Consider the following 12,714-nt stretch of genomic DNA (forward strand, 5'->3'; position numbering starts at 1 on the left):
TGATCGTCCCCGCATACGCTCAGTCGGCGCCGGTCACCAGGACCACCTCCAGGGTGCGCGGACCGTGCACGCCCTCGACGCGGTCGAGTTCGATGTCGCTGGTCGCGGACGGTCCCGAGATCCAGGTGAGCGGACGGGCCGGGTCGAGCCGTTCGAGGGCCCGCGGCACGGAGGAGACGACCTGGTCGGGGACGCGGACGACGCAGATGTGATGGTCCGGTACGAGGGTGATGCGGCGCCGCCCCTGGTCGGGGCCGCCGTCCAGGACGATGGTGCCGGTCTCGGCGATCGCCACCGCGCAGCCGGTGACGACGGCGTCGGCCTCGTCGAGATCGGCCGCAGTGCTCCCGGCCCGGTCGGCGACGCGGACGGGATGGGCGGCGGCCAGCCACCCCGGCGGCAGGGCGGGCGGCACGAGGACGGTCCGGGCGCCGCTGGAGGCCAGCAGCCGCATCAGCAGCAGCGGGAGTTCCTCGCGGTCCGTGCGGTGCACGATCGCCCGGTAGTCGGCCAGGTTCCCGGCGAGCAGGTCGACGGTCTGCTCGGTGGTGCGCGTGCCGTGCTCGCGCAGATAGCTGCGGTCGACGGCCTGCTCGTACGACGCCTCCGGGTCCGGGTCTCCCGGGGTGCCGAGGGCACGCCGTACACGTCCGAGGATGATGTCCCGGCTGGTCACGCCTCGCCCTCCTGTCCTCCGCCGGTGCGCTGCCACCAGTCCCGGAACGATTCGCCGGGCACCTTCGGCAGGTCCCGGGTCGCGCTCCACGCCCGGCCGGGCCCCGGCAGCGTACGCGGATGCACCCGGCGGGTGCGGGCGGCGAGGCGCTGACCGGCGCGCAGCAGTCCGGGCCTGCCGAACACCATGCCCGCCGCGCGCATCGCGGCCCGTTCGGCCGCGTGTCCCCGGGCGGGCTTGAGGGTCACCTTCGCGCCGTGGCGGGTGAACTCGCCGCCCTGGACGACGCGTTCGCGCAGGTGCACGAGGACTTCGGGGATGTCGATGGCGACCGGGCACACCTCGTAGCAGGCGCCGCAGAGGCTGGAGGCGTAGGGGAGGGAGGCGTCGATCGCGCTGGCGGTGCCGCGCAGTTGGGGGCTGAGGATGGCGCCGATCGGGCCGGGGTAGACCGAGCCGTAGGCGTGCCCGCCCGCCCGCTCGTAGACGGGGCACACGTTCAGGCAGGCCGAGCAGCGGATGCAGCGCAGGGCCTGGCGGCCGACGTCGTCGGCGAGGGTGTCGGTGCGGCCGTTGTCGAGGAGCACGAGGTGGAAGGTGTCGGGCCCGTCGCCGTCCGTCGTGCCGGTCCACATCGACGTGTACGGGTTCATGCGCTCGGCGGTCGAGGAGCGCGGCAGGGTCTGGAGGAAGACCTCCAGGTCCCGCCAGGTCGGCACGATCTTCTCGATGCCGACGACGGAGATCAGCGTCTCGGGCAGCGTCAGGCACATGCGGCCGTTGCCCTCGGACTCCACGACCACCAGGGTGCCGGTCTCGGCGACCATGAAGTTCGCCCCGGAGACACCGACCTTGGCGCGCAGGAACTTCTCCCGCAGGTGCAGCCGGGCGGCCTCGGCCAGCTCGGCGGGCGCGTCCGTGAGGTGCTCGGGGGCGGGGCGGCCCCAAGGCCCCATCTCCCGCTCGAAGATGTCGCGGATCTCGCCGCGGTTGCGGTGGATGGCGGGGACCAGGATGTGCGAGGGACGGTCCTTGCCGAGCTGCACGATGAGTTCGGCGAGGTCGGTCTCGTAGGCGCGGATGCCCGCCGCCTCCAGGGCTTCGTTGAGCCCGATCTCCTGCGTGGCCATCGACTTGACCTTGACCACTTCGGACTCGCCGGTCTCCTTGACGAGGCCGGTGACGATCCGGTTCGCCTCGTCGGCGTCGGCGGCCCAGTGGACGGTGCCGCCCGCCGTGGTGACGGCCTCCTCCAACCGCACCAGGTAGTGGTCGAGATGGCGCAGCGTGTGGTCCTTGATCTGCTTGCCCGCCTCGCGCAGCCGCGCCCAGTCGTCGAGTTCGGCGACGGCCTTCGCGCGCTTGTCGCGGATGGTGTGGGTGGCGTGCCGCAGGTTCGCCCGCAGCGTGGTGTTGCCTACGGCCTCGTGCGCCGCCTTCGGAAAGGCAGGCATCCCGACGAACGTCCCGCTCATGACCAGGGCTCCTCTTCCGTGCTCGCCAGGATCTCCGCGATGTGCACCGGCCGCATCGCCGTCCGCAGCCGCGCCATCGTGCCGCCGAGGTGCATCAGGCAGGAGTTGTCCGCCGCGCACAGCACCTCCGCGCCCGTGGACTCGGCGTTGCGCACCTTGTCCGCGCCCATTGCCGCCGACACGTCGGGGTTCTTCACGGCGAAGGTGCCGCCGAAGCCGCAGCACTCCGTCGCCCCCGGCAGCTCCAGGAGATCGAGCCCCCGCACCGCCGCGAGCAGCCGCGCCGGCCGGTCGCCGAGGCCGAGGGAGCGCAGTCCGTGGCAGGTCGGGTGGTACGTCACGGTGTGCGGGTAGTACGCGCCCACGTCCGTCACGCCGAGCACGTCCACCAGGAACTCCGTCAGTTCGTACGTCCTTTGCACGACGGGCGCGAGAGTGCGGGCGAGTCCGTCGCCACGGCCCTCCGCGCGGGCGCGCTCGCCGATGCGCGGATACAGCTCCCGCACCATCGCCCCGCAGGATCCGGACGGCGTCACGATGGCCTCGTACTCCCCGAAGACATCGGAGAAATGTCGGGCGAGCGGCTCCGCCTGGTGGCGGTAGCCGGTGTTGTAGTGGGCCTGCCCGCAGCAGGTCTGCGCCGCCGGGAAGTCCACGTCGACACCCAACCTGGTCAGGAGTTTCACCACGGCTCGGCCCGTGTCGGGATAGAGCGTGTCGTTGACACACGTCAGGAACAGAGCGACGCGCAACGCTGGTTCCTCCTTGTTGGTCATCGGATGCCTCGGTCAGCGTAATCTGGCGTGGGCGCCTTGGGCAGGGGGTGTCGCCTTGTCGGCAAGGCGGGCGCCGTTTGTCGCCTTAAGGGCTCGTCCTCAAACTCCCCCAAGCTCTTAATGAGCAGGGGGGACCCCCTCGACGGGCTGCATGCTTGCCGGAGCTTTGGCATAAAGGAGTTGCGTTGGACGTCTCGTACCGACAGCCCGGAGTCGTGCTCACTGATCGGTGGTTCAGTGTGCCACTGGACCATGACGCCCCCGGCGGTGAGCGCATTGAGGTGTTCGCGCGGGAGTGTGTCGCGGCGGGGCGTGAGGGCGCGGGGCTGCCGTGGCTGGTGTATCTCCAGGGTGGGCCCGGCTTCGGCGCCAACCGTTTCAGCGGCAAGCAGGCGTGGCTCGGCCGCGCGCTGCGCGACCACCGGGTGCTGCTGCTCGACCAGCGCGGCACCGGCAGCTCCACCCCGGCCAACCGCCAGACGCTGCCGCTGCGCGGCGGACCGCGCGAACAGGCCGACTACCTGGCGCACTTCCGCGCCGACTCGATCGTGCGCGACTGCGAGGCGATCCGTCCCGAGGTGACCGGCGGCGCCCCATGGACGGTCCTCGGCCAGAGCTTCGGCGGTTTCTGCGCCACGCACTATCTGTCGGCCGCGCCCGAGGGGCTGCGTGCGGCGCTGATCACCGGTGGCCTGCCGACGCTCGACGGACACGCGGACGACGTCTACCGCGCCGCGTACCCGCGCATGGAGCGCAAGTCCCTGGCGCACTACGCGCGTTACCCCATGGACGCCGAGCGGGCCCGCCGCGTCGCGGAGCACCTCGCCGAGCACGAGCCGGTCCTGCCCGGCGGCTACCGGCTCACCGTCGAGGCGTTCCAGTCCCTCGGCATCCTGCTCGGCACCGGCGACGGCAGCCACCGGCTGCACTACCTCCTGGAGGACGCCTTCGTGCGCACCCCGGCGGGCCACACCCTGTCGGACGCCTTCCAGGAAGCCGTGCTCGGGATCCTCTCGTACGCCGCCGCGCCGCTGTACGCCCTGCTGCACGAGGCGTGTTACGCCCAGGGCGGCCGCCCCACCGCCTGGTCCGCGGAGCGGGTGCGCGCCGACTTCCCCCGCTTCGACGCGGGCAAGAGCCTCGCGGACGGCGCCCCGCTGCTGTTCACCGGCGAGGCCGTGCAGCGCTGGATGTTCGACTCCGACCCCGCCCTGCGCCCCCTGCGCGAGACCGCCGACCTCCTCGCCCAACGCACCGACTGGGCCCCGCTGTACGACCCCGCGCGCCTGGCCGCGAACGAGGTCCCCGTGGCGGCGGCCGTCTACCACGACGACCTGTTCGTCGACACCGGGCACTCCCTGCGGACCGCCCGCGCCGTCCGGGGCCTGCGCACCTGGGTCACGGACGAGTACGAGCACGACGGGCTGCGGGTGAGCGGGCCGCTGGTGCTCGACCGGCTGCTCGGGCTGGTGCACGGCGAGTTGTGAGCTGGCGGCGCGCGCGGCTGACGGCCAGGGCGAGCTGTGACCTTCTGGCGGCCGGGGCCCGCGGATAGGCTGCCGCCATGACCGACCAGCAGAACAGTGCCGCCGGGCCCGCGCAGCTCGCCCCCATGCCCGAGGACTGGCAGCGGGCCCTCGCCGTCGTCGCCCACCCGGACGACCTGGAGTACGGCTGCTCCGGCGCGATCGCCGCGTGGACCGACGCCGGGCGCGAGGTGGCGTACCTGCTCGCGACGCGCGGCGAGGCGGGCATCGACACCATCGCGCCCGCCGAGGCGGGGCCGCTGCGCGAGCGGGAGCAGCGGGCGAGCGCCGCCGTCGTCGGCGTGGACACCGTGGAGTTCCTCGATCACGCCGACGGCGTCATCGAGTACGGCACCGCACTGCGCCGCGACATCGCCGCCGCCATCCGCAAGCACCGGCCCGAGCTGGTCATCACCCTCAACCACCGCGACACCTGGGGCGGCGTCGCCTGGAACACCCCGGACCACGTCGCCGTCGGCCGCGCCACGCTGGACGCCGCGTCCGACGCCGGCAACCGCTGGATCTTCCCCGAGCTGACCGAGCAGGGCCTCGAACCCTGGAACGGGGTGCGCTGGGTCGCCATCGCGGGCACGGACCGGCCGACCCACGCGGTGGACGCGACGCCCGGCATGGAGCGCGCCATCGAGTCCCTGCTGGAACACCGCGCGTACCTGGAAGCCCTCACCGACGAGGCCCCCGAGAAGTACTGCCGCACCTTCCTCAGCGGCTTCGCCGAGCAACTCGCGCCCCGCTTCGGCGGAAAGCCCGCAGTGGCCTTCGAGGTCTTCGGCCGGTGACGCGGGTCTTCAGCCGCTGAGCCGCCGCCCGTAGGCTGACGGTACGTCAGACACGTGCCGTCGGCGCGTGAAGAGGGGCGGACCGGGTGATCGACACCGTCAGCACGGACATCCCGGAGGGCGCGGAGCGCCGCCTTCGCCTCGACGTCGAGGACGGCATCGGCGTCCTCACCCTCTGCCGGCCCGCCCGGCTCAACGCGTGGAGCTGGGAGTCCACCCGCCAACTCGGCCTGTACGCCGACCGGATCCGCTTCGACGACTCCATCCGCGCGGTGCTGCTGCGCGCCGAGGGCCGGGCGTTCTGCGCGGGCATCGACATCTCCGCGCCCGGCGGCGCCATCACCGGCCGCTCGGGCGCGGAACGCACTCACCACTACTACGAGGGCATCCGCTGGGCCCACGAGCGCTTCCGTGCCTTCGCGGGCCTGCCGCAGCCGGTCGTCGCCGCCGTCCAGGGCTACTGCCTGGGCTTCGGCTTCGAACTCGCCCTCATGGCGGACGTCCGGATCGCCGCGGACGACGCCGTGTTCGCGCTGCCCGAGGCGCAACTCGGCGTCGCCGTCGACGCGGGCGGCGATCTGCGCGTCGCCCGCGAGGCGGGCGCCGGCTGGGCCAAGTTCCTCGCCCTCACGGGCCGCCGCATCGACGCCGCCACGGCGGAACGTCTGCGCTTGGCCCAACTCGTCGTCCCACGCGACGACTTGGACGCGACGGCGCGCGCGGTGGCGGCCGAGATCGCCGCGAACGCCCCGCTCGCCGTGCGCGGCGTCAAACGCGACATCGACGCCTACGCCGACGCGGGCCTCGACCGGGCGCTCGACCGCGTGGCGATGACCGCGGCGGTCACCTTGACGTCGGAGGACGTGGGGGAGGGGTTCGCGGCGAAGGGGGCGGGGCGGGTGGGGGAGTTCGAGGGGATGTGAGGCGGGCCGCGCCGCCTCACATCCGGGCTCTCAGCACGTCGACTTCACAGCCCGGCGTGAACGGGTCGAAGCCGTGCTCGACCAGCCAGCGGACGCCCAGCAGGCTGCGCAGCGACCACCACGCGCGGATCACGTCGAGGTCGACGTCGGTGCCATAGCCGGCGACGACGTCGCCGAGGTGCTCCTCGTGTCCGAGCGTCACGGTGGCGAGGTCGAACAGGGCGTCACCCTGGCCCGCCTCGGACCAGTCGATGATGCCCGTGACCTCGTCGCCGTCGACGAACACGTGAGCGATCTGCAGGTCGCCGTGCGTGAACACCGGAGTCCACGGCCGGAGCGCGGCCTGGGCGACCTGGCGGTTGCGGGTGACCAGGTCGGCGGGCAGGACGCCGTTGGTCACGAGCCACTCGCACTCGCCGTCGAGATCCGCCGTCAACGCGGCGAGGTCCCGGCCTGCCCGGCCGGGCCGGGGCGGCAACGGCGCGTCGTGCATCTTCCGGATGACGGCACCCGCCGCGGCCCACGCCGCCGGTGACGCGGTCGAGGGCTCGCCGAGGCGGCCGAGCGCCGTCCCCGGGGCCGCGGCGATCGCCAGCACGGGCGGCTTGCGCCACAGGATTTCCGGGGTCGGGACCGGCACCAGGCTCATCGCCTCGACCTCGGCGTCGATGCGCGCCTGATCGGCGTCCACCTTCAGGAACACGTCGCCGACGCGGAGCGTCGCGCGCTCGGAATGGGCGACGACGACTTTGACCTCATCCATGGGCGAGGAGTATCCCGGACGACCGTTCACGGCGCCGGGAATATCACGTCGCCGAGGCCGCCCGCTCCTCCTCCCGGGGCACCGCGTATCCGGGGACGGACGGCCACCGCACGGTCAGTACCACTGACTCCTCCTCCGCGACCCAGGAGTGGTCCACGCCCTGGCCCCAGACGACGTAGTCGCCCTGGCGCGCCAACAGGACGCTGCGGCCGGGGAGTTCGACACGGAAGCGGCCGCTGATGAGCACCAGGAGGGCGGTGCGCTGCTCGCCACGCACCCACTGCGCCCGTGTGTCGCCCCGGGGGTGAGTACCCCACTTGATCTCTACGGCTTCGCTGTGGCGAGGATCGCCCGCCCCCTTGAAGTGCCCGAGCAGCCAGCCCCGGTCCAGTGCCGCATCCTTGCCCGCATTGCCCACGTAAACGCTGTCGTTCATATGCCCGGACGCTAACACTCTCCCCGGACGGGTCGTCGAGGTCGCCAAGGTCCCCATCCCCGACGTGCTGCCTACGGCCTCGGAAAGGCCGCGGCGCCGTCCCGGCCCAGTTGCTCCCGCACCGGCATCACCGGCGGGTTCACCAGGGACCGGCGCTGCCAGTTCGCGCCGTCGACCACCAGGGTGTGGCCCGTGATGAAGCGGGCGTACGGGGAGGCCAGGAAGGTCGCCGCCCAGCCGAGTTCGCGTGGGGCGCCCACGCGGAGGGCCGGCTGGCGGGAGGCAAGGGGCGGCGGGGCGGCAGGGGTGTTCAGGTCGGCAAGGGTGTTCGGGTCGGCAGGGGCGTTCGGGGCGGTGAGGGCCGTGCGGATGGCCGGTGTCATGTCCTCGTGCGGCATCAGGCCCGGTACCAGGCCGTTGACCTGGATGCCGTACGGGCCCCACTCGACCGCGAGCGTCTCGACGAGGCTCTTCACGCCCGCCTTCGCCGCCGCGCTGTGCGCGAAACCCGGGCCGCCCGTCCAGGCGTACGACGCGCCGATGTTGATGACCGAGGCGGGCGTGCCCGCCGCGAGGTGGCGGCGGGCGAACTCCCGGGTCATGAAGAACGTGCCGGTCAGCGTCGCGTCGACGACCGCCCGCCAGGCGTTGGGGGACATCTCGTCGGCGGGCACGGGGAAGTTCGCCGCCGCGTTGTTCACCAGGACGCCGGGCAGACCGTACGCGGACTCGGCGGCGTCGAAGGCGGCCGCCACGCGGTCCGGGTCGCGGATGTCGCACACCGCCGTCGCCACCCGGCCGCCCAGCGCCGCCAACTCCGCGCGCGCCGCCGTCAGGCGCGGCTCGCTCCGGCTCGCGATCACCAAGTCCGCGCCCAGCCGGGCGAATTCGGCCGCGATCGCAAGGCCGAGGCCGCTGCCGCCGCCGGTGACCAGGACGGCGGTGCCGTCGTACGTGCCGGGCGGCAGCGCCGTCGCGCCGAGCGGGGGAGGCGCGGGCAGACCGCGATGAGGTCCGGGAGCCGTGCTGTCGGGGTGCGGCTCGGGGGTGGCGGGCCGTCGTCGTGTGCCGTCGCTCGTCATGGGCGCATCGATAGCTCGACCGGGCGCAAAGTTCCAGGGGTAAGGCGGGTGTGCCGGGCGGGTTTCGGCGGTGGTGATTCCATGGTGCCGGATTGACATATCGCCTTGCTGATTCTGCAATGGGTGCATGGGAATCGCAGAGGGTGGTCCGGTCAAGAGCGGACCGAGGGGTCGTAGCGGCAAGGGAAGCGGTGGACGTGACGCGGAGGACGCCGCGCACGAGCCCGGCGGACTGCCCGTCCCCGACCCCGACGACGCCGAGACCGACAAGGTCCTCACCGCCGTGGGCCCCCGCCTGCGCAAGATCCGCAAGGAGCGCGGCGCCACCCTCGCCGGGCTCTCCGCCGCCACCGGCATCTCCGTGAGCACCCTGTCCCGGCTCGAATCGGGCGGCCGCAGGCCCAGCCTCGAACTGCTCCTGCCCATCGCCCGCGCCCACCAGGTCCCCCTGGACGAGCTCGTCGGCGCCCCGCCGGTCGGTGATCCGCGGGTGCGGGCCAAGCCGATCACGCGGTACGGGCGCACGATGGTGCCGCTGACCCGGCAGCCGGGCGGGCTGCAGGCGTACAAGGTCATCGAGCCCACGCGCTCCGTCGAGCCCGACCCGCGCACCCACGAGGGCTACGAGTGGCTGTACGTCCTGTCGGGGCGGCTGCGCCTGGTCCTCGCCGAGCACGACGTGGTGCTCGGGCCGGGCGAGGCCGCCGAGTTCGACACCCGGGTGCCGCACTGGTTCGGGTCCACCGGCGAGGGGCCGGTGGAGTTCCTCAGCCTCTTCGGGCCGCAGGGGGAGCGGATGCACGTACGCGCGCGGCCGGCCGCGAAGCGCGACCGGGATGACTAGCCGTTCCCGAGCTGTTCCCCGGGCTGTCCCCTGAGCTGTTCCCTTCAGGGCAAGCGACCGCTTAGTATGCCTCCGGAGCACGGTCGACTACAGCGTGGAGGCCCCGCATGCGCGCATGGCACGTACACCGCAACGGCGAGCCGGGCGAGGTGATGCGGCTCGAAGAGGCGGACCGGCCGGTGCCCGGCGACGGCCAGGTGCTCCTGAAGGTCCGCGCCGCGAGCGTCAACTTCCCGGACGCGCTGCTGTGCCGGGGCCAGTATCAGATCACCCCGCCGCTGCCGTTCACGCCGGGCCTGGAGGTCTGCGGCGAGACCGAGGACGGCCGCCGCGTGATCGCCAACCCCGCGCTGCCCTACGGCGGTTTCGCCGAGTACGCCGTCGCGGACGCCGCGGCCCTGCTGCCCGCGCCGGACGCCCTCGACGACGCCGAGGCCGCGGCCCTGCACATCGGCTACCAGACCGGCTGGTTCGGGCTGCACCGGCGCGCGCACCTCCAGGCGGGCGAGACGCTCCTGGTGCACGCGGCCGCGGGCGGCGTCGGCAGCGCGGCCGTGCAGCTCGGCAAGGCCGCGGGCGCCAAGGTCATCGGCGTCGTCGGCGGCGCGGAGAAGGCGCGGATCGCGCGGGAACTCGGCTGCGACCTGGTCCTCGACCGGCGCGAAGACGACATCGTGGGCGCCGTGAAGGAGGCCACCGGCGGCCGCGGCGCCGACGTCGTCTACGACCCGGTCGGCGGCGACGCCTACGCCAAGTCCGCGAGGTGCGTGGCCTTCGAGGGCCGCATCCTCGTCGTCGGCTTCGCGAGCGGCGCCATCCCGACGCCCGCCCTCAACCACGCCCTGGTGAAGAACTACTCGATCGTCGGCCTGCACTGGGGCCTGTACAACACCAAGGACCCGGCCGCGGTCCTCGCCTGCCACGAGCAGCTCACCGAGCTCGCCGCGAAGGGCGCCGTCAAGCCGCTCGTCAGCGAGCGCGTCCCCCTCGGCCAGGCCGGAGCGGCCGTGCAACGCGTCGCCGACGGCATCACCACCGGCCGTGTGGCCGTCCTGCCCACGCTCGCCGAGGAGGACGCCGCATGACCGGCCGCCCGATCGATGCCAAGGAACTCCGCCGCCGCACGCAGGAGTTGCTCGCCGAGCACCCCCCGGCCACGACGGAACGCACCGCCTTCCTCAAGGCCCGCTTCGACGCCGGTCTTGCCTGGGTGCACTACCCCGAGGGCCTCGGCGGGCTCGGCGCGCCGCGCTCGCTGCAGGCCGTCGTGGACACCGAGCTCGAGGACGCGGGCGCGCCCGACAACGACCCGCGCCGCATCGGCATCGGCCTCGGCATGGCCGCGCCCACCGTCCTCGGCTTCGGCACCGACGAGCAGAAGCGCCGCTTCCTGCGGCCCCTGTGGGTCGGCGAGGAGGTGTGGTGCCAGCTGTTCAGCGAGCCCGGCGCGGGCTCCGACCTCGCGGCGCTCGGCACCCGCGCCGTCCGCGACGGCGAGAGCTGGGTCGTGGACGGGCAGAAGGTGTGGACGTCCAGCGCGCACACCGCCCGCTGGGGCATCCTCATCGCCCGCACCGACCCGGATCTGCCCAAGCACCGCGGCATCACGTACTTCATCTGCGACATGACCGACCCGGGCGTCGAGGTGCGGCCGCTGCGCCAGCTCACCGGCGAGGCCGAGTTCAACGAGGTGTTCCTCACCGGCGTGCGCATCCCCGACAGCCGCCGCCTCGGCGCGGTCGGCGACGGCTGGAAGGTCGCGCAGACCACCCTCATGAACGAGCGCGTGTCCATCGGCGGCATGCGCATCCCGCGCGAGGGCGGCATGATCGGCCCGGTCGCCAGGACCTGGCGCGAACGCCCCGAGCTGCGCACGCACGACCTGCATCAGCGCCTGCTGACCCTGTGGGTGGAGGCGGAGGTCGCCCGGCTCACCGGCGAACGCCTGCGCCAGCAGCTCGTCGCCGGCCAGCCGGGGCCCGAGGGCTCCGGCATGAAGCTCGGCTTCGCCCGCCTCAACCAGGAGATCAGCGGCCTGGAGGTGGAACTCCTCGGCGAGGAGGGCCTGTTGTACGACGACTGGACGATGCGCAGGCCCGATCTCGTCGACTTCACCGGGCGCGAGGCGGGCTACCGCTATCTGCGCAGCAAGGGCAACAGCATCGAGGGCGGGACCAGCGAGGTCCTGCTGAACATCGTCGCCGAACGCGTCCTCGGCCTGCCGCCGGAACCGCGCACCGACAAGGACGTCGCCTGGAAGGACCTGGCCCGATGACCAACCTGCTCTATACGGAGGAAGAGGAGGCGGTCCGCTCCGCCGTGCGCTCCCTCCTCGCCGACCGCTGCGACCCGGCCGCCGTCCTCGCCCGCACCGAGTCGGACGAGCCGCACGACCGCGAGCTGTGGAAGGCCCTCGCCGACGGCATGGGCCTCGCCGGGCTCCTGGTGCCCGAGGACCGCGGCGGGCAGGGCGCCACGCACCGCGAAGCGGCCGTGGTCCTGGAGGAGTTGGGCCGCGCCGTGGCGCCGGTGCCGTATCTGACCAGCGCCGTCATCGCCACCGAGACGCTGCTCGCCTGCACGGGCGAAGCGGCGGCGGAACTGCTCGCCGCGCTGGCGTCGGGCCGCACCGTCGGCGCGCTCGCCGTGCCGTTCGCCACCGCCCCCGAGGCGGCCCACCCGCGCGTGCGGCATGAGGACGGCGCCCTGCACGGCGAGGTGACCGGCGTCGCGGACGCGGCCGCCGCCGACATCCTGCTCGTCCCGACCGACCATGGCCTCTTCGCCGTCGACACCGGCCGCAACGGCGTCACCGTCACCCCGCGGACCTCCCTCGACCGCACCCGCCCGCTCGCCACGGTCACCCTCGACGCGGCCCCCGCGCGCCTGCTCGCCGAGGGCACGGAGGCGGACACGGCGGTCTGGCTCGGCCTGCGTTCCGGTGCCGGACTGCTCGCCTCGGAGCAACTCGGCCTCGCCGAATGGTGCTTGACCGCAACCGTCGGCTACGTGAAGGAGCGCCACCAGTTCAACCGGCCCGTCGGCTCCTTCCAGGCGCTCAAGCACCGCCTCGCCCGGCTCTGGCTCGACGTGGTGAACACCCGCGCCGCCGCCCGGCACGCCGCCGACGCCCTCGCGACCGGCAGCGACGAGCCGAACCTCGCGACGGCGCTCGCCCAGGCGTACGCGGCCCCCGTGGCGGTGCGCGCCGCCGAGGAGGCGGTCCAGCTGCACGGCGGCATCGGCATGACCTGGGAGCACCCCGCCCATCTGTACCTGAAGCGGGCCAAGGCCGACTCGATCGCCCTCGGCACGGCGGGCCGGCACCGGGAGAGCCTGGCCGGCCTGGTCGACCTGCCCGCGCCCGCACCGTCCTGACCTGGGCGCGGGTCCAAAGCCGTATGGGACCCCGCCCT

Annotated in this window: 13 protein-coding genes; 7 read left to right on the forward strand and 6 right to left on the reverse strand. The window is 73.4% G+C overall.

The genetic code is table 11. The features are described from left to right. Positions 1 to 19 precede the first annotated feature (19 nt). Genes STRAU_RS04035 through STRAU_RS04045 form a run of 3 tightly spaced genes read right to left on the reverse strand, consistent with a single transcriptional unit; the run spans position 20 to position 2,903 of the window. On the reverse strand, positions 20 to 676 hold the full coding sequence (locus STRAU_RS04035; protein WP_016638959.1) for a LutC/YkgG family protein: 657 nt from the start codon (positions 674 to 676) through the stop codon (positions 20 to 22). Next, positions 673 to 2,151 carry a LutB/LldF family L-lactate oxidation iron-sulfur protein gene (locus STRAU_RS04040; RefSeq protein WP_016638961.1) on the reverse strand — a complete coding sequence of 493 codons (1,479 nt, stop codon included), beginning with the start codon at positions 2,149 to 2,151 and terminating at the stop codon, positions 673 to 675. The genes STRAU_RS04035 and STRAU_RS04040 overlap by 4 nt, the downstream gene beginning before the upstream one ends. Next, positions 2,148 to 2,903, reverse strand: coding sequence for a (Fe-S)-binding protein (locus STRAU_RS04045; RefSeq protein ID WP_037657453.1), 756 nt, complete (start codon positions 2,901 to 2,903; stop codon positions 2,148 to 2,150). The genes STRAU_RS04040 and STRAU_RS04045 overlap by 4 nt, the downstream gene beginning before the upstream one ends. 209 nt (positions 2,904 to 3,112) lie before the next feature. Here STRAU_RS04045 and STRAU_RS04050 point away from each other — a divergent pair, with 209 nt between their 5' ends. The 3 genes from STRAU_RS04050 to STRAU_RS04060 all read left to right on the forward strand — a co-directional run bounded on the left by STRAU_RS04050 (position 3,113) and on the right by STRAU_RS04060 (position 6,173). Then, a complete protein-coding gene (locus STRAU_RS04050) occupies positions 3,113 to 4,414 on the forward strand; it encodes an alpha/beta fold hydrolase (RefSeq protein WP_037657418.1) in 1,302 nt (433 codons plus the stop codon). A gap of 77 nt (positions 4,415 to 4,491) precedes the next feature. Continuing rightward, positions 4,492 to 5,250: a PIG-L deacetylase family protein gene (locus tag STRAU_RS04055; protein WP_016638964.1), complete on the forward strand. Its 759-nt coding sequence runs from the start codon at positions 4,492 to 4,494 to the stop codon at positions 5,248 to 5,250. 86 nt (positions 5,251 to 5,336) lie between these two features. Continuing rightward, positions 5,337 to 6,173 carry an enoyl-CoA hydratase/isomerase family protein gene (locus STRAU_RS04060; protein ID WP_016638965.1) on the forward strand — a complete coding sequence of 279 codons (837 nt, stop codon included), beginning with the start codon at positions 5,337 to 5,339 and terminating at the stop codon, positions 6,171 to 6,173. A 16-nt stretch (positions 6,174 to 6,189) separates the two neighbouring features. On the opposite strand, the gene STRAU_RS04065 is transcribed toward STRAU_RS04060, so the two are convergent. From STRAU_RS04065 to STRAU_RS04075, 3 genes are all read right to left on the reverse strand, one after another. Further along, complete coding sequence (locus STRAU_RS04065; protein ID WP_016638966.1) at positions 6,190 to 6,936, reverse strand: phosphotransferase family protein; 747 nt, start codon at positions 6,934 to 6,936, stop codon at positions 6,190 to 6,192. A gap of 43 nt (positions 6,937 to 6,979) precedes the next feature. Next, the gene (locus tag STRAU_RS04070) at positions 6,980 to 7,372 is read right to left on the reverse strand and encodes a cupin domain-containing protein (RefSeq protein ID WP_016638969.1); all 393 of its coding nucleotides are present in this window, start codon (positions 7,370 to 7,372) and stop codon (positions 6,980 to 6,982) included. A 71-nt stretch (positions 7,373 to 7,443) separates the two neighbouring features. Next, complete coding sequence (locus tag STRAU_RS04075; protein WP_016638967.1) at positions 7,444 to 8,454, reverse strand: SDR family oxidoreductase; 1,011 nt, start codon at positions 8,452 to 8,454, stop codon at positions 7,444 to 7,446. Positions 8,455 to 8,581: 127 nt separating this feature from the next. Here STRAU_RS04075 and STRAU_RS04080 point away from each other — a divergent pair, with 127 nt between their 5' ends. The 4 genes from STRAU_RS04080 (at position 8,582) to STRAU_RS04095 (ending at position 12,676) form a co-directional block, all read left to right on the forward strand. Next, positions 8,582 to 9,298 carry a helix-turn-helix domain-containing protein gene (locus STRAU_RS04080; protein WP_016638968.1) on the forward strand — a complete coding sequence of 239 codons (717 nt, stop codon included), beginning with the start codon at positions 8,582 to 8,584 and terminating at the stop codon, positions 9,296 to 9,298. A 107-nt stretch (positions 9,299 to 9,405) separates the two neighbouring features. After that, positions 9,406 to 10,383 (forward strand): NADPH:quinone oxidoreductase family protein, encoded by a 978-nt coding sequence (locus STRAU_RS04085; RefSeq protein WP_016638970.1) that lies wholly within the window; start codon positions 9,406 to 9,408, stop codon positions 10,381 to 10,383. Further along, positions 10,380 to 11,573, forward strand: a complete 1,194-nt coding sequence (locus STRAU_RS04090) for an acyl-CoA dehydrogenase family protein (protein WP_016638971.1) — start codon at positions 10,380 to 10,382, stop codon at positions 11,571 to 11,573. The genes STRAU_RS04085 and STRAU_RS04090 overlap by 4 nt, the downstream gene beginning before the upstream one ends. Continuing rightward, positions 11,570 to 12,676, forward strand: coding sequence for an acyl-CoA dehydrogenase family protein (locus tag STRAU_RS04095; RefSeq protein WP_016638972.1), 1,107 nt, complete (start codon positions 11,570 to 11,572; stop codon positions 12,674 to 12,676). The genes STRAU_RS04090 and STRAU_RS04095 overlap by 4 nt, the downstream gene beginning before the upstream one ends. The last annotated feature ends 38 nt before the right edge of the window (positions 12,677 to 12,714 follow it).

The sequence above is a fragment of the Streptomyces aurantiacus JA 4570 genome (assembly GCF_000414115.1).
In the GTDB taxonomy this organism is placed as follows: Bacteria; Actinomycetota; Actinomycetes; order Streptomycetales; family Streptomycetaceae; genus Streptomyces; species Streptomyces aurantiacus_A.

Excerpts from the sequence above, each read along its gene's own strand:
- STRAU_RS04090 (WP_016638971.1), top strand. The coding sequence starts at position 10,380 with ATGACCGGCCGCCCGATCGATGCCAAGGAACTCCGCCGCCGCACGCAG.
- STRAU_RS04055 (WP_016638964.1), top strand. The coding sequence starts at position 4,492 with ATGACCGACCAGCAGAACAGTGCCGCCGGGCCCGCGCAGCTCGCCCCC.
- STRAU_RS04065 (WP_016638966.1), bottom strand. The coding sequence starts at position 6,936 with ATGGATGAGGTCAAAGTCGTCGTCGCCCATTCCGAGCGCGCGACGCTC.
- STRAU_RS04070 (WP_016638969.1), bottom strand. The coding sequence starts at position 7,372 with ATGAACGACAGCGTTTACGTGGGCAATGCGGGCAAGGATGCGGCACTG.
- STRAU_RS04085 (WP_016638970.1), top strand. The coding sequence starts at position 9,406 with ATGCGCGCATGGCACGTACACCGCAACGGCGAGCCGGGCGAGGTGATG.
- STRAU_RS04080 (WP_016638968.1), top strand. The coding sequence starts at position 8,582 with ATGGGAATCGCAGAGGGTGGTCCGGTCAAGAGCGGACCGAGGGGTCGT.
- STRAU_RS04095 (WP_016638972.1), top strand. The coding sequence starts at position 11,570 with ATGACCAACCTGCTCTATACGGAGGAAGAGGAGGCGGTCCGCTCCGCC.
- STRAU_RS04040 (WP_016638961.1), bottom strand. The coding sequence starts at position 2,151 with ATGAGCGGGACGTTCGTCGGGATGCCTGCCTTTCCGAAGGCGGCGCAC.
- STRAU_RS04075 (WP_016638967.1), bottom strand. The coding sequence starts at position 8,454 with ATGACGAGCGACGGCACACGACGACGGCCCGCCACCCCCGAGCCGCAC.